This is a genomic window from Paenibacillus sp. NPDC058367, assembly GCF_042723305.1.
In the GTDB taxonomy this organism is placed as follows: domain Bacteria; phylum Bacillota; class Bacilli; order Paenibacillales; family Paenibacillaceae; genus Paenibacillus_AQ.
Window position 1 is genome coordinate 1,256,199 of record NZ_JBHXIZ010000001.1, and the last position, 26,940, is coordinate 1,283,138.

Consider the following 26,940-nt stretch of genomic DNA (forward strand, 5'->3'; position numbering starts at 1 on the left):
GTGACACAGCATGCAGATATCCTCTATCTACGACACTGATGCTAAAAAGTGGAAATCGCGGCTAACCGGACTGCTTGAGTTTATAAGAGAGCATGGGGAGCGTCGGATTACAAACCAGGCTTGCAAGGTAATGGCCCGATTAACTCCAGAACAGTTGTCAGAGCCGGGTGTCTCGCTGCTTGTCGCCACCGTACGCGGTCAGAATGGGCGCCAGCTAGCAGGAGTAAGCTTCGTATCCGGTTTCGGTGAAGAGGCCTGTCTCGTTGCCGTGCATCCCTTATACCGAAATAGGCATACCGGCACCGCCCTTATGGCCGCCCAGTTAAAGCGTTTAGGCCGTCTGGAATGCAGTGTTGCCAGCGATAATACAGCCAGTCTGAAAATGTGTTTCAATGTTGGTCTTGCCGCAGTGGCGCTTTCTAGTGGCCCTACTGGCAAGCCAACTTTATTGATCCGGTCACCACAGAATACCGTCAGTACTACAAACTCTCCACAAGAAGGTGAACTCCTGTGCCAGAGCCCGTCTTAGGCATTCTTACTTTGTATATAAATGAAGCCAAGCAGCTTGAAGAAAAGGCCGTGTACCGGAGAATGATCATTGAGGGCAATCGAATGGGCTTGGATGTTTTTGTGTTTACCCCCATGGATGTCCATCCCAGCAAAGAGCAGATCCATGCCCTTGTCTTTGATCCAAAGAGCGGGAAATGGTCACGCAAATGGCGTTCCTTCCCGAACATGATTTATGACCGTTGCCGTATCCAGCGCAGCACGCGCTTTCAACAGTTGCTTCGTTTCCGTGAACGCTATAAACATCTGCTGTTTCTGAATCGTCCACTGCGCAACAAATGGACCATTCACCAAACGTTCTCACAAAAGAGTCGCTTCCGGCAGCATATGCCAGAAACATTACTATATAACTCCTCTGCGGATCTGCACCGAATGTTAAAGCAGAGCCCGGTCCTCTATATCAAGCCTGCAAACGGCACAGGTGGACGCGGTATCCTTAGAATTGAGCGGGTAAAGAACAGTAAAGGGGTATTTGATATTCAGGGCCGCCGCCAAGATCGCCGGATTATTCCACCCCGAAAGGTCTCTGCCTCCCGATTGGATTCCATCGTTCGACAATGGTGTATTGGTGGACGTTTCCTCGTCCAACAGGGGATTCCACTACGTTTGCCTGGCGGACGTTTCCATGATTACCGCATGCTCGTTCAAAAGAATGGGCAAGGCGTCTGGGAACTGACAGGTATGGCAGCAAGGGTCGGTGCGGCGCGAAGCGTAACCTCCAATCTTCATGGCGGTGGGCACGCCGTTCGAGCTGAAACGCTCCTGAAGGAATGGCTGGGTAGTCAAGATAAAACCGATAAGGTTATGAAAACTGCCGAAAGGTTAGGTCTTGATGCCGCTGCCTTCCTGGAAGAAAGTTTCGGAGCCTTATGTGAACTTGCACTGGATCTTGCCATTGATCGAGAAGGAAAAATCTATGTGCTGGAGGTTAATCCAAAGCCTGCACGTGAAGTGTTTGCCCGATCAGGGGACGGCAACACCTATCGCAAAGCACTAGTGCGACCTTTAGAATATGCGTTATGGCTATATAATAACAAAGGTGCCCCAACCACAGCTAAGACTACTGAGGAATAAATTGATACTCAACAACAAAAGCAGCGGCTTCCCAACTTGGGCAACCGCTGCTTTTGTTAAAAATAACTATTTAAAAATTCACTGCTACAATTAAGGATTTATGATTCCCGACTGAATCAGAAGTCTTCTTACTGCAGCGGCTGCTTCAGCGCGAGTAATATTCTCGTTAGGCGCCAGCCGCTCATTTCTACCTACAATGATGCCGGCAGAAAGATTCATTTTCACGTCTTTTTCTGCCCATTTGGCAATCGATTTCGAATCCGTAAAAGACTGAAGCAGCTCTAAATACTGCTCTTCACTGCGGGTAGATACTAGCTTGGTAATTTTCATCGCTCTGCTGACGATGGTCATCGCTTCTTGTCGGGTAATGCTGTTATTCGGTCTGAATGTATCGTCAGGATAACCGGCAATTAGACCATACTCTATCGCAACTTCCATTTCCCGTTCATACCAGACATGTGCCGGGACATCACTGAAGGATACAGACCGCTCATCATAATTGACAATTCCCAAAGCTCTGACCATCATAGCCGTGAATTCCGCTCTGGTGATTGCGCGCTGCGGCTCATAGACCGTATCGCTCGTGCCATTCGCAACGAGCCTGGAGCCCATAACATTAACATCCTGTTTGCTCCAATGCCGCTCAACATCCTGGAACTCTTCCGGATTCCAGATTAATCCGAAGACTCCGGTCTCGAGGCTGTTAATGCGCGCATAGTAACGTCCATTCTCTATATTCACATAAGTTGGCTGATGATAAATCTCACCATCCTTGTAGAGAACACCTGTTGTAATCTTCATTCCTTCCGGTACCGGCAACGTATATTCTCCCCAACCTTGACTTGAAACGGATCGGGTCTGATTTTTATACGATGCTTCGATATAGAACTTGACAGGTTGACCTACAGGCTGTACCTGCTCCCTCTTGGCTGCCAGTTTGAATCCTTCAATGTAACTCTGATCGGCTGCGGTTAATCCTACACGAATCACAATGTCTTTTGGATTCATATGTTCTTGTCCAAATAGCTTCTGGATTTTATCCAGACTTACATTACCAGAATTCAGCTTGATAGTACCTAAGTCGGTTTCAACCTTAATCACTCCATCCTGATCTTGCAGCTCCTTCAACTTCTCGCCAGTCAGTTCAGTACTTCTGGTGTCTGCTGGTACCGGTACAGGAGCAGTGCTGACAACAATCGGGTTGCCGGAGTGCTGAGAGTCGTCCGATTTCTTATCTGCGATTTGAATCATTTGGAAAATACTGAATTTATCAATCCGGAACTCTGCAAATTCCGGATCACCTTTAGCGGTGTATCCAATCCGGAGAGGAGAATACACTACAATGTCTCCGTCACTATGCTCAACATAGATTCTCAGACTATCCAGGAAGGCATCTCTGGCAACGGAGCTCTGAACAGGAATCTTGTCAGTCAGCTCAGACAGCGGAATCCGGATATACGTATTGATCCCACTGTAGTTAGTCTCAATCCCCCGCGGTATTCCCTGAACTTTAACGGTATGGTTATTGGCTAGTAAAAGCTTCGTAGTACCAATATTAACGGCGTTCGTCTGGAAGGTCTGCTGTTCCTTTAAATTCCGTACCGGTACAATTCTGAAATACAAGTCTGTACCGGCAGCTTCAAGCTGCTTGATACTTGCTTCATCCAAATGAATGGATGCCAGACTGGTGACGATATCCAATGCAATGTTGCGCCCTGCAAGGGTCAATATGGCCGATGCCGGAATTTCTATGGCAATCTCATCCGCATGTTCAGAAGGATCGTCCACGTGACTTATGATCAGACTTCGATTCGCCACGTCTGGATCATTCGGATTTACAGCTTCCACCAGATTAAACATTTCATTGTCATCCACAATGATTGTATCGATCTTAGTCCCATCCGACATATTCGTTCTTAGGATGTTGATACCTTGCTGCAACGGCTTGCCATCGTTATTAATAGACAACTCTGCCTGTCTGGAGGTCACCTGACGGATAGCTCCGTCCTTTGCCACTCCCAGCGCCTTGACAATCAGCAGATATTTTTTGGTCGCAGTTTTGCCATTTCGGCTAAAGGTTGCTGTCAGGATGACGTTGGTCTCTTCATTTTTCCGGTTAACCTTGCCTTTAGCTTGATCAGCGTTCTGATCAATTCCGATCACTGACGGTTGATTAGAGGCCCATGTAATATCAGTGCTGTACTTTCCAGTCTGCAGCAGCAGGAAGCCTTCAGTTACACTTTCCCAAATGTCACCTTCTGCAAAGACTGCGGCATCGTCTATCTTCAAACTTCTTGCTGCCTCGTCCACTGCTTCTTGATCACTCAGCTTTTTGACGATGACCGTAAACGTCTTGACTCTAAATTCGCCCGGCTTATCCGGATCGGCAAGCCGCACGGTAAGCACTATCTTTACATCCTCTTCTTCCGGACCTGGTCTGCTGACCCGGCCAGTGTTCGAGATGATGTCAGGATTACTAGATGTCCAAGTCAGTAAGGAACCCGTATCTCCTTTAGTCGTCAAAAATAAATTTTTCTTTACAGAATTCTCGGAATCTCCTGGTGCGTATACAATATTCGCATTAAGTTCATCCTTGGGAAGATCAACCAGACTTGTTCCCTTAACCGTGATGTAGAAGTCCTTTTCATGAAAGAAGCCATCCTTCGTTACCCGGGCGGTCAATCTGACAATCGTATCTTTCAATGGTCGCTGGATTTCTCCTGTGTTACTGACAATATCGCTTCTATGGCTGGTCCATACTACTTTGGAATCATAGAAGCCATTCGAGATCAGCTGGATATTTTGCGTTACGCTGTTTACCGAATCCGGATTGGTATAGCCAATTCTCAACATACCGATTTCTTCGGCCAATTGTTCATTAATATCTGCAATCTTTGCCTTAACAATAAGGATGAACTCTTTCTTAAAGGTGACTTCACCCTTGCTTATCACTGCGGTCAGGGTTACCGTCTGGTCCCCTTCCAGATAACCAGGACGCGTTACCTTGCCGTCTGTATCAATCACTTTCTTATCCGACGCACTCCAGGTAATGCCGCTGCCGTTGCTGCCTTTTGTCAGCAGTTTCAGCAGCGTCTTCACGTCTTTCTGGCTTTCATTATCGGCCCGAATCATCTCCCAGGTTAACAGATCTAAATCTTCAGCAACCGACTGTTCATCGGTTCCCGCTTCTTTTTTGACAATAAGAATAAAGGTCTTCGTCTGGACAGAAGAACCGTTCTTGAATTCCGCTGTTAATGTAACCTCTTGATCCCCTTTCTCGAATGAGGGTCTAGTAACAGTACCGTCAGGCGAGATGACCGCTTCATTCGTAGATTTCCAGATGATCTTACTTCCGTAAGTCCCCTTCTCAGTAAGATATACATCCGAGGTGACAGACTCTTGCTGGATATTCTCTTCCCGGATCGTGTCCCAGGTAAGATCAGTCATATCCCTAACAATTAGAGAAGTTGCATCCGGCACCTGCAAATCGAAATTATTTGAGGTGAGTGATGCTGCAGCGTCAATGACAATTGCAGGATCAACTGTGACCGAAGCAAATGCGGAAGCATCGGATTTCTTCGTTGCCTGCCCCGTAAAGTGGACTTCGAGTATAGTGTCACTGATGCGCACCACAGTGAAGTCCAGTCCCTCCGGTAGGTTATTGATCGTTACACCAGTGTTAACCTCTTCGGTAAATCTGCCGTTCTTCAGGGTTACCCTCAAGGTCTCCTCGACCGAGCCGTCGCCCGCATCATGGAGAACATCTGGAGAAGCCGAAATGGACGGCGGCGGAGAACGGAATAGGACCGAGAAGGTAGTTGACGGGATTCCCGCGACCGTCACCTCCGCATTATTTATACTATCCGTGATTTCGTGGCTGTTTGCATGTCCGGCAATAGATAAGGTTATTTGGGTAGGATTGTCAATCGTAATATCGCCTATTTCCAACCCATCCGGCCAATTCACCGCGTATACTGAATCTGTAACGGATGCATCAAAGATTCCGTTCTTGAGCTCCAGAACCAGTACATCGGCAATACTGCCATCATTAAGGTCGGATTCATAAACAGGTGAGTGAACGACCAGAAAAGGCTCCTTGTCCTTAAAATCAATCTTAAACGTATTAGTGCTTAGAGATGTCGGACTTCCGACAAGCTTATCAGCCGCTACCGTTACGTAGGCATTGTATACGTCCTCCGTCTCCATTGCGATGCCGTCAAAGCCGATTTGAAGCTCCTTATCAGAGATTCTCTTCAATGTCGCGCTTAGCCCGTCAGGAAGATTTCGAATCTCGATATCATTTGAACCAATATCCGAAGCAAATTTGCCGCCGGTAACGGACAACAGCAATGTCTCGGAAATCTGCCCACTTCCGTATACCGCCTCCGAGACAATGCCTTTATCCAACCTCAGCATAGCTGGATCAATAAAGGTAAGACCGAAGGTCTTGGTTGTTAAATCAGCGGAAGTCCCGATCAGATTCTCTTTGCCGACTGTCACAGACAAGTTATCTACACTAAATTCCTTACTGTGGTTTACCGCTGCACCGGTCAGCTTGAAGTTGAGCTCGGTCTCACTCAGCCGGGTCACCTCAAAGCCCAGTCCGGTGGGCAGGTTGTTGATCCGAATATGGTTCACGTCAATCGGATCGGTAAGGGTAGCTCCAAGGATGTTGACCTTCTGGTTACCCTTCACCGTACCATCATTGGCCTCCGTCTCAGTCAGAGGGCCGCTGCCCTCATCCAGCTCGATTTCCGCGAGAACCTCTTTGAAGTCCCGCTCGTCTAGACTGGTGTAGTAGGTGAAGCTCTTGCTCTCACTTGGAGCCAGAGCGCCCGAATCCCAGGTCATCGTGATACCCGTATCAGCCACCACTTCCTGATTTTTAGGCTTCGGACTGTCATACGCCTCAAAGGCATAAGGATCTACATTGGTAAATCCGAATACGGATGCCTTGGCCTGCGGATTGCTTGAGTAAAAGAAGATAGGTGCTCTCGAACTAAATGCTTTAAAGAGCGGGTCTGCGTCCGAATTGGTCTTCGCTTCAACGACAGCAACGCCATCCTCCTCTACGGTATGAGTTACCCTATTAGCCGTTGCATATGATCCGCCCTGGTCTACCGTATTATCCGGATCCATTGAACGCATATACCGAGCTCCATCCCAGGTCTGGTCGGAGAGATTCTTAATGGTAACGTCATTACGGTAGAACTTGTAATCTTCTTTAAAGCTTATAACCTGCTTAATTTCCATTGTTCCGTCCCATGTAGAGACGATAGTCGCACTCAGGAGCCCTTTATCCTCCTGCGAGGTATTCAATACCGTAGTCGGCATTTGCTTGGTGTTCATCACAGCTGAATTGGATTTCGCATATGTATTTCCACCCACCTTATAGCCTACCGCGAACCGTTCCTCGGGAGTCCCAGGCAAATAATAATCCACGGGCAGATCCAAGCCAGTGCCATACCCGTCATGATCCGCACTCATGCCAAGATTATTTCTACTGCTTGTTCCGCGGAAGTTCGCGGGTTTATTGCCCTCAGTGCCGAAATCGCCCCAGTTGCTGATTCCAAGCTCTATATATTTCCCTCCCAGGAATAGCTCAGACCCGCCTAATCCGCCATATTCGGCCCTTGCCCCCGCTGAACCTGCAGCCGCGTTTACTGTTGCAGGTGCAACAGGAAGCATGGACAATACCAAAGACAACACCAACATTATCGAAAACAGCTTATACCTCTTCATTGTTCACTCTCCATTCCTCATAGTCGTTTTACTGCCTTCACTTTTCCGGTGTATGAAAAATGATGGCAGGAGACTGCGAATGTTTACAGCCTGCCACCCCCAACGGGGGAACTTGCTAACAGGCAGGATGTCCAATTCGCGCCAATCTTTCAGTTTGAGCACCTGCACTCCTCCTTTTAGAGAATGATGTAGTTTCATAAAACCAAATCAATCTCACAAAAAACTCACAAAAACTCGATTGGTGTCGAGATATTTTCCAGCAGCACAAAAAAAGCAGAGCGAACGATGGCTCGTTGGCGCTCTGCCTGCATAGGTTATGAAAATTGCCGAAAGGTTAGGTCTTGATGCCACTGCCTTCCTGGAAGATTCTGATGTTCTGAGGAACTTATATTAGAAAAACTCGTTGTATTGAAGATTTTGATTAGCTCAGCCAAGGCGTTAGAAAAAAGAAGAGCATAGTGGTACCCACACAAATATGGAGCAAGAGCTGTAAGTCCTTTTCTAATAGATGTTTTATAAACAAAAGATAGCTCACGATACACAATAAAAAAACAGCAATATAAAAAAATAAGGAATCATAATGAGTAACTATAAATAAGTCTCCGCCACCAATAGAAAAGACTATACCTATTACTAAAAACCACATGCCCACTCCAAGTGCAGCGCTTAAAGCAATAAAAAGGAAGCTCATTATCATTTTTTATACTCCTTTAACATGCTTCTCGATTCCTTATCATCACATAGGAATAATCCCTTTCCATGATCTATCGGATCATCCCCTTTGTTTATGTATATCTTTTTAGCTTTGAGCTATTCCTGCATCTGCATTTAGAACCTTAACATTAAAAAAGGCAACCCTCTGCCTAGATGAGGTTTGCCTTTTATTCGTTTACCAAATATAAATCGCGATATTCCTATTCGCTAACCGATGCGTTGTCGTACAAGTCTATCAACTCATCAAAGGAAGTGATAATTACATCGGAGCCCTTCAGCTCATCCTGACGGCCAAAACCTGCATACGCACAGCCGATGACGGTTTGAGCATTTCCCTTACCTGCCTCCACATCAGACGAGCGATCACCTACCATCCAGGCACTCTTGATTCCATGATTGTCCAGCAAAATGCGTAGCAATTCTGTCTTCGTCGCAGTGCCTTGACCACCCGCACTATACAATCCTTCAAATAACTCTTTAAGCTCATGCACCACAACTATACTGTGAATGTATTCCTCCAGCCCATTACTAGCCACAAACAACCGTACTCCACGCTCTTTTAGGGCAGTCAGTGTTTCGACCACCTGAGGATACAGTAACGTCCCACCTGCTTCAAGTCCTTCGACCTCAAGCTGCAATAGCAGCTCATCTGCACGGCGGTGCACTGCCTCATCGGCATCAGGCATAACCTTCTTCCAAATATCTGCCAATAGCATCCCTAAGCCGCTTAGAATAAGCTCTTCCGGCGGTGTTGGTCCTGAGTATAATCCCTCTTCCCGCAAAATATCGAACATTTTATGATATGCAGGTAATAAAAGACTTTCAGTCTGGAACAATGTTCCATCCATATCAAAAACAATCGCTTCCGGCTTGTTCAACTCCGAGTGAACCGCGTTCAGTTCTGTTCCTTGTACCTCTTTACTCATCTGTTGTTCCTCCCCATTCTCTTTTGCTTCAGGTAAGCACATTCATCTGCACGAAATTTCCAGTACAAGCCCTATGATATATGATATCACTTCGGAATGTCCATGCTCTCCACTTTTCTTGTTGCAGTTTATATTTCAACATGTTATATTACAATCTGTAATATAACATGTTGAAATATAAAGGAGAGATAACCATGTCACGTCCATTAATCATGCGCTTCCTCAAGCAGCCTGCTACACTCGTCGGGATTATAACTGCACTGTTGTTCCAAGTCTTTTTCAGCTTAATCTGGATTACAGGGTATGACCATGTAACTGATCGGGTAGATCGGTTGCCGATTGCTATTGTGAATGAGGATGGTGCGAATGCTCAGCCTGTAGTCGATGGCATTACCCAGTCCCTTCAGTTCGTAACCAGACAGGACCTTCCACTACAAGCTGCCAAGGAAGCCCTTGAGCATAGAGAAATCCGCATGATTATCAATATTCCACAAGGGTTCACCGGAGCGGTTAGTAATCCATCCGGAAAGACTGAACTCCGTTACCTCATAAATGAATCTAATCCGCAAATGGTTAGCAATGTTATGCAGACTGTAGCCCTTAAAGTCACGGCTGCCATGAACACACAAAGCAGTAATACAGCACTAAACCAAACCCTCGAAGCTATGAAGCTGCCACAAGCACAAGCAGAGATCATCAAAAGTGCGGCAAGCAGCCGAATCTCCGCAAACGTTGAAGTCATCCATCCTACAACTAATTTTGCACAAACTATGGTTCCGTTAATGATTGTTACTGCCTCCTTTACCGGAGCTATGCTACTCGCCATGAATCTGCAAAAAGCTTCTTCCAACTTATCGGGTCAATTTGGTAAATGGGATCGCTTTGGAGCCCGGTTTGCCATTATGGGTGCAACGGCTGTACTAACCTCTCTAGTGGGGACTATCATGGTTAACTCACTCGGGATCCACTCCAACCATGGCTTTCTGCTCATGTGGCTGTTCGAATTCATTGTGATTCTCTCCTGCATGATTCTTGCACAGTTCAGTCTGCTGCTACTCGGCGACGCTGGTGCATGGCTAAATATCGCACTTCTTTCCATACAAATGTTAGCTTCCGGAGCAACAATTCCTCGTGATGTGCTTTCTCCTTTTTATAGCTGGATCGGTCCCTTCTCACCTGCTTACTACGCGGTAAATGGCATGCTCGACCTAGTTATCGGAGGCAATGGTGTATGGAAAGATATGTTCTATCTACTCTGCATTGGTGCAGCAATAGCTGGATTAAGCATTATCCTAACCTTCATTCGCAAGGAAACTCAGTTATCACAAGAACAAGAGCCCGTACCAGCAAATGCATAATTATTTAGTTTGCCTCCTTGGTTATGCCTTTTCAAATTGAGAGCGAAATGCAGTTGTGATATGGTAGGAGGTGAAAGAGAGGAGCGACAATGATTCATGAATATACAAGATGTCATTCTAGGGATATTAAGTGAAAAACCTCATTCGGGTTATGAGATAAAACGGCATTTCGAGGAATACTTTTCTTTTTTCTTTGATGCCAGCTACGGCACCATCTACCCAACCCTGAGCAAGATGGAGAAGCTGGACCTAATCACCAAAGAATCCATACGGCAGGAAGGCAAACCTGACAAAAATGTATTTACCATTACCCGTGCCGGCTTGGATCAGTTCCATGCTTACTTGCAAACACCGGCTGAAAAGGAAGTTCTGCGTTCAGACTTTTTTATGCATCTGTATTTCGGAGATAAGACCGATAAAGAGAACATAGATAATCTACTTCGGCAAGCATTGATAGAAAAGCAGGCAATGTACGATGATCTTGATCAGAAATTAAAGCAACTAGATTGCAAACTGTCCCCTTACCAGAAGCTGTGTATGGAATTGGGCCTAGTGCAATATGAAGCCTTTATCAAAAAAATTCAAAGTGTGCTGGAGTCTGAATAAGGATCGTGTGAGCAGTAGATTTCCTATTATTCTAGGGGATTTACTGCTTTTTTTGTTGTGCTATCATAAAAAAGAACCGGCAGCATGCACAAATCGTGCTTGCTGTACCGGTTCTTTTTTAGCAAAAATGTGTAATCTATCGACTACACTCTATCAAAGCTAGAAATCAGCTCATCGAGAACATCTTTGCTTACCATTTTACCTTTGAAATTGATGAGGTTCTCTGCGCTTCCGGAGAAGATACAAGTTGGCTCGTATTTTCTAAGAATAATTTTCTCTCCATCTACAAAAATCTCGAGCGGGTCTTTTATGTCAATTCCCATCGTTCTACGTAGTTCAATAGGAATTACGATACGTCCCAATTCATCTACTTTTCTTACTATGCCTGTCGCTTTCATCATCGTACATCCTCCCTTAAATTCACATTAATAATCATTTTTGCTAAAAGCTATGTAGGCTTCTAAGTGATAGTAATGATTACGCTATACTCTAATATTAAAGTGCTATTCATTCCCTGTCAATTTTATTTCTACAAAATATGATATTTATCGACAATTATTCGACAAAAATATGTACACTTTCGACAAAATGCTGTAAAGCGATCCAAATTATTTGTCTTGAAATTAATAAATATCCAACATTGCGATTACAAATCAGCTTGCAGAGTATCCCAATTGATACCCTCATTTACCCAATACATCAAGTCTGGAAACACTCCGACGTATATCAGAGCAAAGAAACGTTTAGTAGAGTTAATACAGACTATTTATGCTTTATGCATCTACTTTTTTCGACAATCCAGCTTTCTACTATGTACTGATTTAATATAAGTATTACATATTATTAATAGAAAGATCAAATATTGGATAAATTTAGTATAATTAATTGAATTTAATTACAAAAAAAACCGACCAGTGATCTCTGGTCGATCTATTCTATCGTTATAATGGCTTCTCCGTAACCCTGCCATTCGCATCAATAATTGCATTATAAGATAGGCTATTCATTAGCTTGATCGTCTTCTTATTATAAGAATCGTCCATGAAGTTCGGCTGTCCACCAATAATTTTGACTGGCGTAATCTTACTAGTCACCTTGGCCTCATTAATCTCAAAATTCACCAGCATCGAGTGAAGTGTCTTTTCTCCACCACGTGTTGAACGATTAAACACAAAGTTTCCAAGTGAATAATAGATCGGTTTATTTTTGTAGTATTCGATGCCCATCAGGCAATGGCTGTGTGCGCCGAGTATGATATCTGCACCACTATCAATCATCTGTTTGGCTAGCTTGCGGGCGTATTGTTCAGGATAATCCTTAAACTCTTCATTCCAGTGAATGTACACAATCGTGTAATCATTCTCCTTAGACATCTTCTGGATAGCCGTAAGCATAGGCTGCGAGGTGTACGCTGAGGCAGCTCCCGGTTTATTGTTGCCGGCATACCAAGAAGGGCCTGAAAGCACTCGACTTACACCTAAGATAGCGATCTTCTTCCCCTTTACCGTCCTTGTATACGGTTTGAACGCTTCCTCTACATTTTCACCAGCTCCTGTATGGCCAATCTTGTTTCGATCCAGATGCACCAATGTATCGAGCATAGCGTCTGTTCCGAAATCTAAAATGTGATTATTAGCCAAAGAAACGCCGTCAATCCCAGCGTAGGTTAAGCCACTAAGCACTGCTGGTTTAGACCTAAAGGCAAAGGTTTTCTCTGCTGCCTTCCCTCGAATAGACACTGGCGTTTCCAGATTCGCGAAGGCGATATCTGCCTTTTGCAAGGTAGGTGCGACTTTCACAAACGGAAAGTTCACTCCGTATTTCGCGATCTGATCACCCACAAAACCGTCCAAGAGAATATCACCAGCAAAAGCAAGTCTGATAGGTTCTGAAGATGGCGAAGCTGCACTAGATGCAATCGTCGAAGGGAGAATCAGTGATAATAGAAGTGTAGTAAGTAGCATGCTGCGCAGTACATTCGACCCTAATCTCAAAAAATACAGCCTCCTATCCTCATTATGGAATCTATAATAGCTATTATTCTAGCTTACTGGAAATAGATTACTAATTTAAGGGTAAGAAGACCTGTTATCCCTTTGATTTTTTCAAAACAGCCCGGAAGCATTGTAACCCACCCCACAAATCTGTGGACACAGCATCTGCAGGCAACTCAAAATCCGTCTCCCCCCAATATTGAAATCCAGCCTGCAGCAGCAAATCATTCATAAGATTTAAGTTTACCGTCGGGTAATCAAACGTTAGCACGAGCAGCCCTTCTTCGTTCAACGTTCGGTGAAATTCCCGTAAAGTGCCGACCGTATCCTCTAAGGTCAAATGCTCCAGCACTGATATGCAAAAAATAGTGTCAAAGCTCTCGTCCTCATATGGAAGAGCCGCAAGATTGGCCTGAGCAAGATGCAAGTTGTTCGTTCTTCTAGCTATAACCTGCTTTGCCGCTTTTTCCCCGATCTCATCAGTAATCGCATCTAGGATGTCCTCCCGGTAAATAACCCTGCTGTCCATATCGCAAGCATGAACCTCTGCACATACCCCAGCTAAATAAAATTTCAAGGGATGAGGAATTCCACAAGCAGCATCCAGCACCACACCATGTGGAGAAATAAAGTTAATACACCACTCGTATTCAAAGGGACGGCTCCACCAGGATTCTGGCAAATCATAAATTAACTTCTCACGGCTTGCATCTGAGTTTACAAAAAAACGCGAGACAAAGGGATGTGTTGGCATGGCCAGGACTCCTTTTTAACGGAATTTAAGGTAGTGAGAGTATATTCATGATTTGCTGATTCATTCCATAACCTTACATTGAGCTAGACAAACCCAAAAAAACGGCTGCTCCCTTAGGAACAGACCGTCTTTAAATATTAACCGTACAAATCTTATGAGTAAAAGGATAGAGGCTTGGCCTGAACTCCATGTTTCTCGATCAAATGATCTAGTAAAGCAGACCATTCCGCATCAACCGTGCATTGATCTGGATGAGCCTCGAACCAAGTAATTGACTGCTTTATCCCTTCAGAGAAAGGAACGGCAGCCTGGAAGTCAGGCACGAGACGTTTGATTTTACGATTGTCAAAAACACTGCTGACCGCTTGATCGCCGATCAAGCCATCCGCCGTCCCTGGAGGGGAGAAGGCTGTGATAAAGTCTGTAGCGATATGAACCACTTTCGGCTCCACACCTGCCGCTTGCCCAATGGCCGCATAGATCTGATTCCAGTTCAACACCTCATCAGAAGTAATATGAATGGCCTCCCCAATCGCTTCCGGATGCCCAAGCAATCCGACGAACCCTTTGGCAAAATCTGAGTTATGCGTCAGTGTCCACAAAGATGTTCCATCTCCATGGATGACTAAAGGCAAGCCACGACGGATACGATCAATCAAGGACCAAGGATGCTGTCCGCTCGTGAGTGCCGCAGGGATAGCAGTATTTCCGTAAGTATGGGAAGGACGAACAATTGTAACCGGGAATCCGATGCTCTTGTGTGCCTCCATCAATAATTGCTCGCAGGCAATTTTATTTCTCGAGTACTCCCAATAAGGATTCTCCAGAGGTGTCTCTTCTGTGATTATATAATTACGCTGTGGCTTCTGATAAGCCGAGGCCGAGCTGATAAAAATGTACTGCTTCGTTTTACCTGTAAACAGGTCAATATCTCTCTGCACATGTTCTGGTGTAAAAGCAATCCAGTCTACCACTACGTCAAATTCATAATCTCGCAATACTTCGGCAGCCTCCGCCGGATTACGAATGTCACCTTGAATCACCTTCGCCCCATCCGGAACGAATTCGCCTCTTTGTCCTCTGTTGAACAAATACAGCTCTATTCCTTGTTCTACGGCAATCGGGGATACAGCCTGACTAATCAGTCCCGTACCTCCGATAAATAATACCTTCATTTCACACGCTCCTTATAGAGGTTGTTCAAAAACCGTACTTTTTGAACTCTCATTTATAGTAAAAGTAAACCTGGATCGTCATTTATTCTTTAACGTAATCACGCCATAAGTGCTTTGGCTGCCAATTCAGCAGCTTCTTCGCCTTCGCATTGCTGAGTAACGACTCATGGCCTTCCAGCGGCTGGCGGAAATCCGTCACCTCTGGATAACGTGCGGCCATTAACTCTCTGCTAGGAACAGCCATACTGGTCTCATCTGCGCATATATTAAGAGCAACTGCGCCCAATCCGTCCGTTTCAATCGCCAATTGGCAAGCTGTCGCTACATCCCGTGTATCAATATAACTCCACAGAATCCGATCACGCTGCGCGGGATCATGAATGAAGGAAGGGAAACGTTCATACGTCGATGGGTCAATGACATTTCCGATTCTTAGGGAAACGACTTGTATGCCCGTTCTGCGCTGGAACATCTCTGCTGTCTTTTCATTCACAACTTTAGATAGACCGTAGCTGTCTTCAGGAAGTTGTGGATGATCTTCATCCATCGGTACATACTGGGGTCCCAACGGGTTAACCGCAAAACAGATGCCATAAGAGGATTCACTGGAAGCAATAACTGCTTTGCGAATGCCTAGTCCAGCAGCAGCCTCCAGAATGTTATAGGTGGATACTACATTATTTTGAAAGGTGACTTCACTCGTCTTTATATTTGCGGCTGGGATCGCAGCCAGATGCACAACTGCATCAGCGCCTGCAAGTACGCCGTACACTTCACCTAAATTATTCAAATCAGCAATGATCGTTTGGCACAAGGAATCTGGAGATTTTTGCGTATCCACATTCACAACCTCATACCCTTGCTCAACAAAATGCCGGACCACCCATCTGCCGAGCATCCCGCTTCCGCCAGTAACAACTACTTTCGCCATGATCATATCTCCTTTTTTATGAATCTATCTCTAGTTAAGAATCTCTTCAATTTTCTTCAAAATATCCTCGGAAAGTTCTATTCCCGAAGCCTTAACATTCTCTTCGACCTGCTGCGGACGACTGGCACCCACTAGCGCACTTGCTACATTAGGCTGACGCAGAATCCAAGCCAAAGCCAGATTTCCCACAGAAATATTCAGCTCCGCAGCTACCCCGCTTAGTTGGCGAACCTTTTCAATCCTCTCTTCTGTAATCGCCTTTTTCAACCGATCCAGCTTAGCCGCACGGCTATCTTCAGGGATGTCCGCGTTGTACTTACCAGTTAACAGCCCTTGAGCCAGTGGAGAAAAAACAACCTGTCCAATGCCACGTCGCTCGCCTAGCGGAATAATTTCTTTCTCAATATAACGTTCGAACATATTATAAATCGGTTGGTTAACCACAATATGATCCAGTAAATAGCGGTCTGCTACAGCTAGCGCATCTGTCATTTGCGCCGCAGTCCACTCACTTACACCGACATAATATACCTTGCCTTGACGAACCAGATCATCCAGCGCACGTAAGGTCTCTTCAATTGGAGTTTCCGTATCAAAACGATGGCAATACATAATATCCACGTATTCTACACCGAGACGCTGCAAGCTTGCGTGACATTGTTCCGTAATATGCTTGCGGGATAGACCACGATCGTTAGGCCCTGTCCCCATTTCGCCAAACACTTTAGTGGCCAGCACATAGGATTCTCTCGGATAGTTCCGCAAGGTCTCGCCTAGCACTTTCTCAGCAGCACCCTTTTCGTAAACATTTGCCGTATCAAAAAAATTCACGCCTAGGTCGTAAGCGGTTTCAATGGCTTTAACAGCATTATCTCTTTCTACATATCCTCCGTATGTCAGCCAGCTTCCCAGACTAATCTCGCTAACTTTTAGGCCTGTTCCACCTAATCTACGATATTTCATAATAACTGCTCCTTCCATAGTTCCGTGTTATGATTTCGGCAGGTTGCCTAACGCACATATTCATTCTAGAATAGTTTGTATATAATAGGAAGAAGTGAAATTTAGTTTACTATATGATCTCTAGAGTAGTTACTATACAAGAGTATAGTGGCACCAAAACAGGAGGAGATTCTTTGACAACAGCTAAATCTAGCAATAATTATATCCCTAAAACCCCACTTACTATTGAATGTAATGTAGAAAAAACACTTGAGGTATTGGGCGGAAAATGGGCTTTTCTCGTACTAAGAGAGTTATTCGACGGTACCCAACGCTTTGGAGCGCTTCAGCGAAAAATCACTAATGTCAGCCCTCGTGCTTTGACTAGTACTCTACGCCATTTAGAGGAACACGGTGTGCTAGAACGCCATGTTTTTCCTACCGTACCGGTAACAGTGGAATATTCTTTAACTCCAAAAGGTGAGGATTTGCATCAAATTTTGAAGGAAATGAAACTATGGTCGGCCAAATGGACGTAGCATAAATGGTAGGTTGTGATATGATCAAAATAGCCCCGGGATCATCGTTCCCGGGGCTTCTTTTTTACTATACGATCTAGTATTTATCAACAACCGCGCCGAATACTGCCGTATTTACATACGGTTTTCCTCTAAGGCTTTGCAGCTCCTTAGCAGTGCCTGTAACAACAACTCCCAATAGCTGTACGTCACTGGCATCTGGTGCCACTTTATCCTTTTTCAAATAGTTCGAGATTCGCTCAAATTCTCCGTAATACTTGCCCTCTTTCTGAAGCCCATATGCTAGTGATTGTAAAAAATCCTCTGGTTTCGGTTTAAATAACCCTTCCCAATTGACACCGTAACCGTATACTTGTCTCGCTGATTCCGGTAATGCATATTTATTCGGGCTGCTGTCATTCGTAATAAACTCAAGCTTCTTTTTATTGTCATACGTATCTACCCAATACCACTTCTGTGTCAGCTCTGTTGGCAGCATCTTCTCTACTTCTGCTTGTGTATAGCTTTTATCAAATGAAACTGCCATTTCTACCAGCTTACCAGGTTCCATTTGTTCAAGTGCAGGTAGGTCATTCAACACCTTTCCGTTATAATTCACCCCAGGTACATAGAACATCATTTCCCGCTGTCCATTTTGTCTGTTATATCCTCGGTAATATTCATAATTTTGGCTAGTCATTATTGGATCAGGAACATTAATACTAGAGTACCCCCTATTAAGCAGAGAAAAGCGGCTGCTCATACTGAATTCCAGCTTTTTAGTATCCCACACGACAGGTACACCCTCAACAACCTTGTACGTACTCAGTTCAACTTTGCCCGATAAAAAGCCTAAATCCAGCTCAGTTCTCAGTTCATGAAGATTAGGACTGCTAATTTCCATCATAATCCTCTCCTCATCCAGACCACGCATCGCTAACCAGCTTGTCAGTTGAGAGATACCCAGCATGCCACCGAACAATACTATAATGGTCACGATCAGTGAAATGACCGTATTACGGATCATTGTTTTTCGTTTTGCTTTCTTAATTATTTTCGAAAGACTTTGATCATTCTTTTGTTCCCATGGAGCCGTCATTCCGCTTCACCTCTGTATTTTTTTTGAAATTGCTTGCGGGCACGAAACAATGCCGATTTGACTGTATCCGTTGTGATCCCAAGGAGCTCAGCTATCTCCTGATAGGACAGCTCCAGCTCGTACTTCATAATAATGAGCTGTTTGTGGAGAGGAAGAAGCTCATCTAGTACACGTTCGATGTCCTCTCGTTTCTCTTTTAACAGCACATGATCCTCCGGCAGTTCCATGTCTGGAATATCCACATAATCAATAGGAATGACTATCCGTTTGCTGCGGCGGCACAGATCATAATAACGATTAATCGCTACTTTATATAGCCATGCACTGAATTTGTTCTCATCAATAGAATCGATATACAAAAGTGACTTATATACCGTATCTTGTACGATATCCTCCGCGTCGGCTGCAGGTGCCCCGAGACGAATCAAGTATTTTTGGATTTCTAACATTTTCGGTTGAAGTATCTGATGTAGCTGCCCGGGCTTCATCCTGCACCTCCCTTCGTATGTATAACGGTTAAGTTCTCGAAATGTTAGCTGATAGTAGAAAAAACTTATAAAAGAAAAGTTTCGCAAAAAAATCCCCTTACCGCTAACAGTATATAGATACCGTATAGCGTAAAGGGGTGCTTTTTAAAAAATATTATTTATTCACTTATAGAAGATTCATTGATACTAGTAACATACGCCTTTTGAAATACCAAGTCCGCATCAAATTTTAGGCCAGATATGCAGCTACATAATCTTTAAACTCTGTTGAAGGAACCATTCCCAGCTCCGTACGATAAGCAATCTCGAATTTCTCATAGAGCCGTGCGATTTTTTCTTTATTTCCAAGTTTGGCATAAATATCAATCATTTGCTGGTTCATTTCTTCATGCAGCGGATATAAGCTTATGAACTTTTCTAATCGTTGCTCCGCTTTATGCCAGTCCTGAGTAGCACAATCACTGTCCACTAGCAATCGAGTCCAGGTTGTGAAATACTTGCAGTAAGCTTCCTCCAGCGAAATCTTCCATAGATAAGGCTTCCCATCCAGCAGGGGCCCCTGATATAAGAAACAAAGCCGCTCCATTTGAGTAGTGTTTTGTTTCCCTTCAGCCATTTCTAAATGAAACCTTTGATAATCAAGAGCATCATAACTTTCATTTCCGGTCTCCAGCATATAACCATCATTCATTTTACGGATTTCCATGCCGAAGCCCTTTTCTTTTAGCATTTTTTTCAAAAGGTAAATCGTATTATACAGGTTAGATGCCCCTCTCTCATCCTGCATATCTGGCCATAACAAATCAATTATTCTCCATTTACTGATATAACGACCTGCATTGCATAGAAAATATGCGAATAATTCCTCTGCTCTGCGCGTTCGAAAATGAATGGGCTTGCCTTCTGAATCACAAACTTCAAATCCGCCAAAACAGCGGATCATAGGCCTCGTTTTCTTTGGCTCTAGGATCACCGCAGGTCTCATTCGTTTAATAAGTCGTTCAGTGACCCTGTTGATCGCTTCGGGTGTTATTGGCTTAAGTATATAATCTAGTGCACTAACCTCGAATGCTTCCAGTGCATAATTCTTGTAAGCTGTTGTAAATACAATTTCCGGTTGATGCATCAGCTTCTGAATTCTGCTTGCCAGCTCAATACCATTCATCTTAGGCATTTCAACATCTATAAACACGACATCCGGTTGTAAATCAGGTATGCACTCCAGTGCCTCTAATGGATTTGAGAAGGCCCCGCTAATGGTATAATCTGGATTACGACCGATCAGTACCTTCATCAAATTCAAAATTGGCTTCTCATCTTCAACAATCACTACACGAATCATCGTGTTTCTCCCTCCATGCCCCCAAGGCTTGCTGGTAAATACATTGTTACTTTGGTCCCAAACCCAAGGTCGGAATGAATGGTTAGGGTAGCTCCGGGTATAGCGCCTAGACGCTTTCGAATGTTATGGATTCCAATACTGCCATCCGGCTGCTCGTCTCCAGTTAATTGATATAGCAAGTCATCTGGCATACCCACACCATCATCTTCGATGATAACTTTCATATAGTTACTACCTGCTTGAACCGTGAGCGAAACTCTGCCCTGACCCTCTTTTTCAAACAATCCATGTCTGATCGCATTTTCAACAAATGGCTGAATACATAAGGAAGGGATTTCAACAGAACGCAGACCCTCATCCATATAAAAAATAAAATCAAACCGTTCTCCAAAACGCGCTTTTTCGATCTCCACGTAGGCTTGAATCAGCTCTAACTCCCGGTGCAAAGGAACAACTAAAGTGGAACGGTCCATATCGAGAATATAACGGATGTATTGACTTAACATGGATAACAAATAGGCGGCTTTCTCTCCATCTGTATAACAGAAAGAGATCACACTGCTCAGTGCGTTATACAGAAAATGCGGTTTGATTTGCGCTTGATGAAAGGCATACTCATTTCGTATCGCTTCTTGTATCGATGTCTTCATTGCAATCAGCGTTTGAATTCTCGCAATCAGCGTTTCCCCATCAAATGGCTTAGTTATATAATCATTCGCCCCAGCCCTGAAGCCAAGCGCAATATCTGTTGGCGCGTCTTTTACTGTAGCAAACAAAATAGGTAAATCCAGAATGGAGTAACGCACCCGCAACGTTCGGCACAACTCAATTCCTGAAATCCCCGGCATCATGACATCTAATATAACTAGGTCCATATTAGGGTATTGCTCCATTTTGTCCATTGCTTCATTCGCTGAAAACGCCGTAATTACATTGTAATGATGCCGTCTTAAAATATTCAGTAGAATATGAATGTTAGAGGCCTCATCATCCACAATTAAGATCGTATATCCACTCTGATCCACTATATCAAGCGAGGTCTGCTCAAAATGCGCGTGCTGCCCCACCCCTGTAGCTGCTACTTCGCGGTAGCCTGGGATCCGCTCGATTTTGGGCAAGGTGAAGATCATTCGAGTGCCTTGACCAACCTCAGACCAATCCACCCGAATCTCACCGCCCATCCGCTCAATTAGCTTTCTGCTAATATACAGACCCACACCCATTCCTGTGTAACCATCTTGCGGAAGTGGTTTATCGACTTGTTCAAAATATTCAAATATGGCGGTATGCATATCAGGGGATATCCCAGTTCCTGAATCTTCCACCGTAACAGATACTGTATTTCCCTCTACATAAGCTTTTATGGTAATAAATCCTTTATCCGTATGCTTGATCGCATTGTGAACTAAATTGTACATGACTTGTCTTAATCGACTATCATCCGCAAGCACCCAAACATCGGGTTCCACCTGATTATCTAATCGCACAGATTTCCCTGCGAGCTCAAACTGCAACACATCAAATACAATTTGTGAAGCCACCCTTAGATCAACCACTGTCTGCTGTAGTCGTAATTCTCCATGCTTCAAAAGACTAACATCAATCAAATCCTGAATGAGCATAGACAGCTTTGTAGAAGTGTCCTTAATTAACCAAAGATTCTGTTTCTGTAATGGATACAGATTATCTTCGCCATCTTCTAATAAAAAGGATGTCATATTCATAATGCCATGCAGCGGAGTTTTGATCTCATGAGAAGTGTTCATCAGAAATTCATCTTTAAGCTGGTTTGAGATTAGCAACTGACGGGACAGCATTTCTGTCTTATCATAAGTGTTTGAGAATCGTACAGCTAACATAATATTGAAGAAAACAATAAAACCAATGACTCCGCATTTACCCACCAAATCGGTCTGCAGAACATTTTCAGAGTAAAGACTTACATCAAAGAAAAATATCAGGAGCGAAATCGCACCGCCAATGAACAAAAACAGTTCTTTTCGATCCGTCGTCTGGCTCTGGCTGCGAACATATAAATAGATCATTCTGACTATGATTACCACCATAACGATTCCAAGATAGGTTACAAATAGATACTTCATACGAATGTGTACACCATACGGGAGCACCAAAACCGATACAAGATATAGGACAAATGGAGACAACACAATCTTCATCCTCTTACTTGACATCAACCGGGACTCGACCGAGCAGTAAAACATAATAATGATAATCGAACCGACAAACTGGCTTATTTCCAATAGCTTGTAAGTTGATTCAAAAGGGAAATGGGGTAGTAACTGTTGAAATATCTTCTCTCCATATAGAGAATTGTTCAAAGAAAGAATAAGCAAATATAAACCGCTGAGCAAATAGGCCTTTTCTCTACGCCCAACGAAATAGAAGCTGAGATGATATGCTCCAAACATCCCCAGGATCAATATAATTCCAATGTCAGTACCCGTCTGAATACTGTTCAGTTTTGTAATATCCGTGTGCACGCCCAGTGGGATTGAATTCACGATCCCCCCAGTAATAAAGTTGAAGTTAGACACTTGAATTACAATTTCTATCTCTTGGGTATTAGATTGAAAAAATACAGTATACGGAGTATTCCCTGGTCTAAATGACTCACTTTCCGTCGAAGGAACCCCGTCCTCTCCTTCTTGCTTCCCATTGATAAACAACTTTTGAGACATACGGATACTTCTTATTTTCAAACCAAGAATCTCATCCGAATCTTTGACCAACACTTTAAGTCGATAGGTGCCAGCCCCTTTACGGTCCATTCCATCTTCTATGATCTTGCCTTTCCATGTGCCTGGGACAGATAGATATGTAGATTTCTTATCTATACTTTGCTGAATCTCAGATGGACTCAGTAATTTATTTTCATAAAACTCCCATTCTCCGTCTAGATTAACTAATCCCTGTTTCTCAAAGTCCCAGCTCGACAAATCCAGTACGCCCTGCTTGGCCACCGGGGTATCTTGGTCCTGAATCGTTGGGGAAATAATACTTACTAATAGGGAAAAGGCAAGGATAAAAAACAACCCCATCCCAACTATTCCACGATATTTCATCGTCCTCAACCTTCAGGCTCCTCTCACAAGCGAGTAATTCTACCATTCTACCCCGCTGCTCTCACAAAAATCTCTCAAATTCCCGCCTGTAAGTCACTTCCAGACACTCTAATTGTTTGCTGACGTTACTCAGTATAATCGGTTAGGTAGGCGTCTATCTACATTTCAAGCCTTTAATCGACGTTCAAACGCCTTTGGAAGGAGTAGCGTAGCAATCACACCTATAACTATCACCGAAACGATGGATACGGTCAGATGCAATATCGGTATACCAAAAATATTATAAGATACATATTTTTCGATTAAGGATGTGCTCATGATTACGCCTGATGGCAAAAAATCTATCCAATCACCAACAACACCTGGCAGTGAGAAATAAGGCAACATGACTAAACATGCCGCTAGTCCAAGAGTACTTAGACTGCTCCGAAACAAAGCGGAGATCAGCGCAGTCAATAATAAAAGGCCACATGCTGCTAGCAAGGTTACGGCATATTTTAAGAGCATGCCCTGAAGCTGGGTTAAGTTATATGGGCTTTCTACAAAGTAACTATTCAAGGGCGCATTCCAACCCACGAAACCAAATGGCAAACAAGAAAATAATACACATACACCGTAAAAAAGTGTCACAAAGCCACCGGTTACTATAAATCCCGCTAACAATTTTGCAGTAACAATCTTTAATCTTCCATATTTACTGGATAGAATAAGTGAATCCATTCTGTAATTTGCCTCACCGGAATATAGTGGTGCCAAAGCGAAGACTAGAATCAGACCTATCAGCATGTTGCCTACACCCGGGATTGAAAAAAATCTGTACAGAGATCCCCAGTCATTTGTCACATAAAATCCGGGCGGCCGAATTCCTTCCAGCATTGAAAGTCTTTTCGTAACATCTTTTAATACATATGACCCTTGATCCTGCCTCTCCAGCAGAGCTTTCTGCCCTCTTAAATCGTTCAAATTTTTATTGAATAGATCCAGACTATAAGCCGAAGCTGCATAACGCTGCTCCAGAATTCGAGTCATTTTTTGCTCTTTAGATCCCACGCTATCCTCGGCATATTCTTCTTTAAGCCTTGGTGCGTATTTAAGAGCTAACTCTGGTTGAATTGGTCCCGTATGTGCAGCGATAACTTCGGGTTTTTCCTTATTTACAACCAACAGACTATTTGTACCGGATGGATAGAAGCTGATAAAATAGAAAATTGCAATCGCCAAACCTCCTGCTATGGAAATCCAGACTCTAGGAATCATGATTTTACGGAACTCAAATATAATCAGACGTCTCATGCGAATTATCCCCTCCGAAAGTAGTGCATATATACATCCTCTAGTGAAGGATTCACTAACCTTGCGTCCTCACATGGTGGATCTTCACTAACTACCCGAAGCGCTAATCCGTTATCTGTCTGCTGTACGTTAACCACAGTACCCTTTTCTTCGATTTGAGCGAGCATCCGTCCAGGGACATCTGCCTCCCAAACCTCCCCTTCCAAATCAAAGGTCAAGTCCTTAATCGTTCCTTGACGGAGTAGCTCTCCTCGCCCCATCAGAAGCACCTGCTTGGCGATATGATCGACATCGGAAACGATGTGGGTTGACAAAATAACAATACGCTCAGCTGAAATTTCAGAAATCAGATTTCGAAATCGCACGCGTTCCATAGGATCTAACCCTACCGTCGGTTCATCCAGAATGAGAATGCTCGGATGATTAAGCAAAGCTTGAGCGATGCCGAGTCTACGCTTCATGCCGCCGGAATACTTTCCGCATTTTTTATCCATCTCTCCAGATAGATTCACCGTTTGAGCCAACACCTCTATACGGTCGCCTGCCTCCTTCTTGGACAGCCCCTTTAGAGCGGCAACATAATACAAGAAATCGCGAGCTGAAAAATGATTGTACATCCCCAGATCTTGTGGCAAATAACCAATCTGAGCCCGGTACAAATCCCCCATCTCATCCTTGTTCTGTTCATTCAGCAGTACCTTTCCACGAGTTGGATATAGAACATCTGCTACAATACGCATCAATGTCGTTTTTCCTGTTCCGTTGGGACCTAGAAGGCCATACACACCAGGAGACATAGTAAGGTTAATGCTATTCAGAATCCGTTTCTTGCCGAAATTATGTTCGATACCCTGCAGCTTAAGCTCCAATCAGAAAACCTCCTTTTCTCAGCACTCTGGATTGAAAGATCATAGCCACCGTAAAAATAGCTACTGACAGAATAGTGAGTCCCATCAATCCAAGTAATTGGACGGAGGTTGCCCAGTTCGCTACCACTTCTCCTGAAAAGAGAAGCATCCAAAAAAAAGGCAGCATGGAGAGCACAGTCGTCAGATGTCTAAAATTACGGATCTGCCCAGACAATACTAACGCTGCAGCCCCATTGATTAGAATCGGAATGAACCATAACAGTGTCGTACGGAACACCTGTTCATGATCCCTTGCTGGGAATGCCATTGCGGTAACACTAAGGTTAAGCAGTATTGAAATCACACCTGCTATAAGGAAGCGTGCTTGTACATACTTATGCAGAGGGATTCGAAAGCTCCGTGCAAGTTCACCCATCCCACAGAGTGTATTACGCGCCGTATGGGAGACGACCACCAGTAAAGGCATGCAACCCACAATAGACAAAATAAACATAGGACTGACCATCTCTGTAACACTTAGAACTAGATATCCAATTACAAACAAGATCACGCCAAGTACAAGCTCTCTCCACCATCCTTGTGAAAAAAGAATCTTTATCTGTTGCCGAGCCGATAGAGGAACTGGCGATTCCTGCCCCGGTAAAGCTCGCTTGGAGCTTCTCCATCGATTCATTGCTTCTTCTGCAAAACCGTCAAGTAGTGGCGGTTCAGGAATATACTTAATATGAGTCACGATCTCTTTCAGTTCCTCTGACGTCATCTCGTGCTGTAAATTCAATTTCATATAATCTTGTTCATTACGTTGAGTGCTCATTTCTTAACTCCTTTCTTAAAAGGGTGGGATAAAGCATTTGGCTTGGTCTGCTTAAGTAGCTCACGTAGTTTTAATAAAGAGCGGCTCACCCTAGATTTCACTGTAGATTCCGGTTCATGGGTTATTGCAGCTATTTCTGTAAACGTAAATTCATATTTATACCTTAATAAGAGTGCATCTCTTTGATCGTCTGGAAGTGAGCAGATTGCGGCGTATACCGTTTTAACCTCTTCACGAAGTAATATGCCTTCTAAAAAATCTTCGTCAACTGTGATCTCATCAGATATGCTTTGGTTCAACTCTGCTTGCCGAGTACTTTTACTGCGAAAATAGTCAATGCAGACATTTTGTGCGATTGCCATCAGCCAAGCCCGAAAGCTTCCGTGTTCATTTTGATACCTGTCGAGCTTGGCCCATGCTTTTTCATATACGGTCTGTGCAAGATCCCAAGCTAATTCATCATTATGTATTTTCCATCTGATAAATCGATAGACATCACTATAGGTATGCCGAATTAATAACTCCACTGCTGCTTCATTCCCTTGCTGTGCTTCTACGATCCATTTGTCCTCGCTAATTTCATTTCCCCTCCAATCTTTCACTCTACTACATATTACGAAATCACCTATGAACTAGACGCATCCTACTATG

General features: G+C 43.9%; 23 protein-coding genes. 5 read left to right on the forward strand and 18 right to left on the reverse strand.

Features of this window, described 5'->3' with window-relative positions; translation table 11 throughout:
• Window positions 1–10: 10 nt before the first annotated feature.
• Both ACFWMP_RS05610 and ACFWMP_RS05615 read left to right on the forward strand, forming a co-directional pair.
• A complete protein-coding gene (locus ACFWMP_RS05610) occupies window positions 11–529 on the forward strand; it encodes a GNAT family N-acetyltransferase (RefSeq protein WP_042186473.1) in 519 nt (172 codons plus the stop codon).
• The gene (locus ACFWMP_RS05615) at window positions 511–1,641 is read left to right on the forward strand and encodes a YheC/YheD family endospore coat-associated protein (RefSeq protein WP_042186470.1); all 1,131 of its coding nucleotides are present in this window, start codon (window positions 511–513) and stop codon (window positions 1,639–1,641) included. The genes ACFWMP_RS05610 and ACFWMP_RS05615 overlap by 19 nt, the downstream gene beginning before the upstream one ends.
• Window positions 1,642–1,731: 90 nt before the next feature.
• On the opposite strand, the gene ACFWMP_RS05620 is transcribed toward ACFWMP_RS05615, so the two are convergent.
• The 4 genes from ACFWMP_RS05620 to ACFWMP_RS05635 all read right to left on the reverse strand — a co-directional run bounded on the left by ACFWMP_RS05620 (window position 1,732) and on the right by ACFWMP_RS05635 (window position 9,023).
• Window positions 1,732–7,383, reverse strand: coding sequence for an immunoglobulin-like domain-containing protein (locus tag ACFWMP_RS05620; RefSeq protein WP_379422426.1), 5,652 nt, complete (start codon window positions 7,381–7,383; stop codon window positions 1,732–1,734).
• A gap of 3 nt (window positions 7,384–7,386) precedes the next feature.
• Window positions 7,387–7,545 carry a hypothetical protein gene (locus ACFWMP_RS05625; RefSeq protein ID WP_340968386.1) on the reverse strand — a complete coding sequence of 53 codons (159 nt, stop codon included), beginning with the start codon at window positions 7,543–7,545 and terminating at the stop codon, window positions 7,387–7,389.
• Window positions 7,546–7,804: 259 nt separating this feature from the next.
• Window positions 7,805–8,080, reverse strand: coding sequence for a hypothetical protein (locus tag ACFWMP_RS05630; protein WP_042186467.1), 276 nt, complete (start codon window positions 8,078–8,080; stop codon window positions 7,805–7,807).
• Between the two features lie 217 nt (window positions 8,081–8,297).
• Window positions 8,298–9,023: an HAD family hydrolase gene (locus tag ACFWMP_RS05635; RefSeq protein WP_076283333.1), complete on the reverse strand. Its 726-nt coding sequence runs from the start codon at window positions 9,021–9,023 to the stop codon at window positions 8,298–8,300.
• A gap of 194 nt (window positions 9,024–9,217) precedes the next feature.
• Between ACFWMP_RS05635 and ACFWMP_RS05640 the strand changes: the two genes are divergently transcribed.
• On the forward strand, window positions 9,218–10,381 hold the full coding sequence (locus ACFWMP_RS05640) for a YhgE/Pip domain-containing protein (RefSeq protein ID WP_379422429.1): 1,164 nt from the start codon (window positions 9,218–9,220) through the stop codon (window positions 10,379–10,381).
• A gap of 96 nt (window positions 10,382–10,477) precedes the next feature.
• Complete coding sequence (locus ACFWMP_RS05645) at window positions 10,478–10,987, forward strand: PadR family transcriptional regulator (RefSeq protein WP_042186461.1); 510 nt, start codon at window positions 10,478–10,480, stop codon at window positions 10,985–10,987.
• Between the two features lie 143 nt (window positions 10,988–11,130).
• Here the strand turns inward: ACFWMP_RS05645 and ACFWMP_RS05650 are convergent, their stop codons facing one another.
• The 6 genes from ACFWMP_RS05650 to ACFWMP_RS05675 form a co-directional block, all read right to left on the reverse strand.
• Window positions 11,131–11,388, reverse strand: coding sequence for an AbrB/MazE/SpoVT family DNA-binding domain-containing protein (locus ACFWMP_RS05650; protein WP_042125931.1), 258 nt, complete (start codon window positions 11,386–11,388; stop codon window positions 11,131–11,133).
• A gap of 540 nt (window positions 11,389–11,928) precedes the next feature.
• A complete protein-coding gene (locus ACFWMP_RS05655) occupies window positions 11,929–12,951 on the reverse strand; it encodes a CapA family protein (RefSeq protein WP_076300917.1) in 1,023 nt (340 codons plus the stop codon).
• A 124-nt stretch (window positions 12,952–13,075) separates the two neighbouring features.
• Entirely contained in the window at window positions 13,076–13,735 is a 660-nt protein-coding gene (locus tag ACFWMP_RS05660; RefSeq protein WP_339802047.1) for a class I SAM-dependent methyltransferase, read from the reverse strand.
• A 152-nt stretch (window positions 13,736–13,887) separates the two neighbouring features.
• Complete coding sequence (locus ACFWMP_RS05665) at window positions 13,888–14,910, reverse strand: SDR family oxidoreductase (RefSeq protein WP_379422433.1); 1,023 nt, start codon at window positions 14,908–14,910, stop codon at window positions 13,888–13,890.
• A gap of 82 nt (window positions 14,911–14,992) precedes the next feature.
• Window positions 14,993–15,841, reverse strand: coding sequence for an NAD-dependent epimerase/dehydratase family protein (locus ACFWMP_RS05670; RefSeq protein WP_341061626.1), 849 nt, complete (start codon window positions 15,839–15,841; stop codon window positions 14,993–14,995).
• Window positions 15,842–15,871: 30 nt separating this feature from the next.
• The gene (locus tag ACFWMP_RS05675; protein WP_341125749.1) at window positions 15,872–16,804 is read right to left on the reverse strand and encodes an aldo/keto reductase family protein; all 933 of its coding nucleotides are present in this window, start codon (window positions 16,802–16,804) and stop codon (window positions 15,872–15,874) included.
• 173 nt (window positions 16,805–16,977) lie between these two features.
• Here ACFWMP_RS05675 and ACFWMP_RS05680 point away from each other — a divergent pair, with 173 nt between their 5' ends.
• The gene (locus ACFWMP_RS05680; protein WP_042186450.1) at window positions 16,978–17,322 is read left to right on the forward strand and encodes a winged helix-turn-helix transcriptional regulator; all 345 of its coding nucleotides are present in this window, start codon (window positions 16,978–16,980) and stop codon (window positions 17,320–17,322) included.
• A 76-nt stretch (window positions 17,323–17,398) separates the two neighbouring features.
• Here the strand turns inward: ACFWMP_RS05680 and ACFWMP_RS05685 are convergent, their stop codons facing one another.
• From ACFWMP_RS05685 to ACFWMP_RS05720, 8 genes are all read right to left on the reverse strand, one after another.
• Complete coding sequence (locus tag ACFWMP_RS05685; RefSeq protein ID WP_379422436.1) at window positions 17,399–18,400, reverse strand: anti-sigma factor; 1,002 nt, start codon at window positions 18,398–18,400, stop codon at window positions 17,399–17,401.
• On the reverse strand, window positions 18,397–18,888 hold the full coding sequence (locus tag ACFWMP_RS05690) for an RNA polymerase sigma factor (protein WP_379422438.1): 492 nt from the start codon (window positions 18,886–18,888) through the stop codon (window positions 18,397–18,399). Before ACFWMP_RS05690 ends, ACFWMP_RS05685 begins: the two co-directional genes overlap by 4 nt.
• Window positions 18,889–19,117: 229 nt before the next feature.
• A complete protein-coding gene (locus tag ACFWMP_RS05695) occupies window positions 19,118–20,230 on the reverse strand; it encodes a response regulator (protein WP_379422440.1) in 1,113 nt (370 codons plus the stop codon).
• On the reverse strand, window positions 20,227–23,313 hold the full coding sequence (locus ACFWMP_RS05700; protein ID WP_379423520.1) for a hybrid sensor histidine kinase/response regulator: 3,087 nt from the start codon (window positions 23,311–23,313) through the stop codon (window positions 20,227–20,229). The genes ACFWMP_RS05695 and ACFWMP_RS05700 overlap by 4 nt, the downstream gene beginning before the upstream one ends.
• Window positions 23,314–23,478: 165 nt before the next feature.
• Window positions 23,479–24,606 carry a hypothetical protein gene (locus ACFWMP_RS05705; protein ID WP_379422442.1) on the reverse strand — a complete coding sequence of 376 codons (1,128 nt, stop codon included), beginning with the start codon at window positions 24,604–24,606 and terminating at the stop codon, window positions 23,479–23,481.
• 5 nt (window positions 24,607–24,611) lie between these two features.
• Window positions 24,612–25,475 (reverse strand): ABC transporter ATP-binding protein, encoded by an 864-nt coding sequence (locus ACFWMP_RS05710; RefSeq protein ID WP_076283345.1) that lies wholly within the window; start codon window positions 25,473–25,475, stop codon window positions 24,612–24,614.
• Window positions 25,465–26,289, reverse strand: a complete 825-nt coding sequence (locus ACFWMP_RS05715; RefSeq protein WP_379422444.1) for a hypothetical protein — start codon at window positions 26,287–26,289, stop codon at window positions 25,465–25,467. Before ACFWMP_RS05715 ends, ACFWMP_RS05710 begins: the two co-directional genes overlap by 11 nt.
• Entirely contained in the window at window positions 26,286–26,891 is a 606-nt protein-coding gene (locus ACFWMP_RS05720) for an RNA polymerase sigma factor (protein ID WP_339269922.1), read from the reverse strand. Before ACFWMP_RS05720 ends, ACFWMP_RS05715 begins: the two co-directional genes overlap by 4 nt.
• Window positions 26,892–26,940 lie beyond the last annotated feature (49 nt).

What these genes read in the sequence shown, in the direction of transcription:
- ACFWMP_RS05690 (WP_379422438.1), bottom strand. Translation starts at nt 18,888, where the DNA reads ATGAAGCCCGGGCAGCTACATCAGATACTTCAACCGAAAATGTTAGAA.
- ACFWMP_RS05655 (WP_076300917.1), bottom strand. Translation starts at nt 12,951, where the DNA reads ATGCTACTTACTACACTTCTATTATCACTGATTCTCCCTTCGACGATT.
- ACFWMP_RS05645 (WP_042186461.1), top strand. Translation starts at nt 10,478, where the DNA reads ATGAATATACAAGATGTCATTCTAGGGATATTAAGTGAAAAACCTCAT.
- ACFWMP_RS05700 (WP_379423520.1), bottom strand. Translation starts at nt 23,313, where the DNA reads ATGAAATATCGTGGAATAGTTGGGATGGGGTTGTTTTTTATCCTTGCC.
- ACFWMP_RS05715 (WP_379422444.1), bottom strand. Translation starts at nt 26,289, where the DNA reads ATGAGCACTCAACGTAATGAACAAGATTATATGAAATTGAATTTACAG.
- ACFWMP_RS05620 (WP_379422426.1), bottom strand. Translation starts at nt 7,383, where the DNA reads ATGAAGAGGTATAAGCTGTTTTCGATAATGTTGGTGTTGTCTTTGGTA.
- ACFWMP_RS05635 (WP_076283333.1), bottom strand. Translation starts at nt 9,023, where the DNA reads ATGAGTAAAGAGGTACAAGGAACAGAACTGAACGCGGTTCACTCGGAG.
- ACFWMP_RS05705 (WP_379422442.1), bottom strand. Translation starts at nt 24,606, where the DNA reads ATGAGACGTCTGATTATATTTGAGTTCCGTAAAATCATGATTCCTAGA.
- ACFWMP_RS05685 (WP_379422436.1), bottom strand. Translation starts at nt 18,400, where the DNA reads ATGACGGCTCCATGGGAACAAAAGAATGATCAAAGTCTTTCGAAAATA.
- ACFWMP_RS05665 (WP_379422433.1), bottom strand. Translation starts at nt 14,910, where the DNA reads ATGAAGGTATTATTTATCGGAGGTACGGGACTGATTAGTCAGGCTGTA.
- ACFWMP_RS05670 (WP_341061626.1), bottom strand. Translation starts at nt 15,841, where the DNA reads ATGGCGAAAGTAGTTGTTACTGGCGGAAGCGGGATGCTCGGCAGATGG.
- ACFWMP_RS05695 (WP_379422440.1), bottom strand. Translation starts at nt 20,230, where the DNA reads ATGATTCGTGTAGTGATTGTTGAAGATGAGAAGCCAATTTTGAATTTG.
- ACFWMP_RS05650 (WP_042125931.1), bottom strand. Translation starts at nt 11,388, where the DNA reads ATGATGAAAGCGACAGGCATAGTAAGAAAAGTAGATGAATTGGGACGT.
- ACFWMP_RS05660 (WP_339802047.1), bottom strand. Translation starts at nt 13,735, where the DNA reads ATGCCAACACATCCCTTTGTCTCGCGTTTTTTTGTAAACTCAGATGCA.
- ACFWMP_RS05675 (WP_341125749.1), bottom strand. Translation starts at nt 16,804, where the DNA reads ATGAAATATCGTAGATTAGGTGGAACAGGCCTAAAAGTTAGCGAGATT.
- ACFWMP_RS05610 (WP_042186473.1), top strand. Translation starts at nt 11, where the DNA reads ATGCAGATATCCTCTATCTACGACACTGATGCTAAAAAGTGGAAATCG.
- ACFWMP_RS05640 (WP_379422429.1), top strand. Translation starts at nt 9,218, where the DNA reads ATGTCACGTCCATTAATCATGCGCTTCCTCAAGCAGCCTGCTACACTC.
- ACFWMP_RS05630 (WP_042186467.1), bottom strand. Translation starts at nt 8,080, where the DNA reads ATGATAATGAGCTTCCTTTTTATTGCTTTAAGCGCTGCACTTGGAGTG.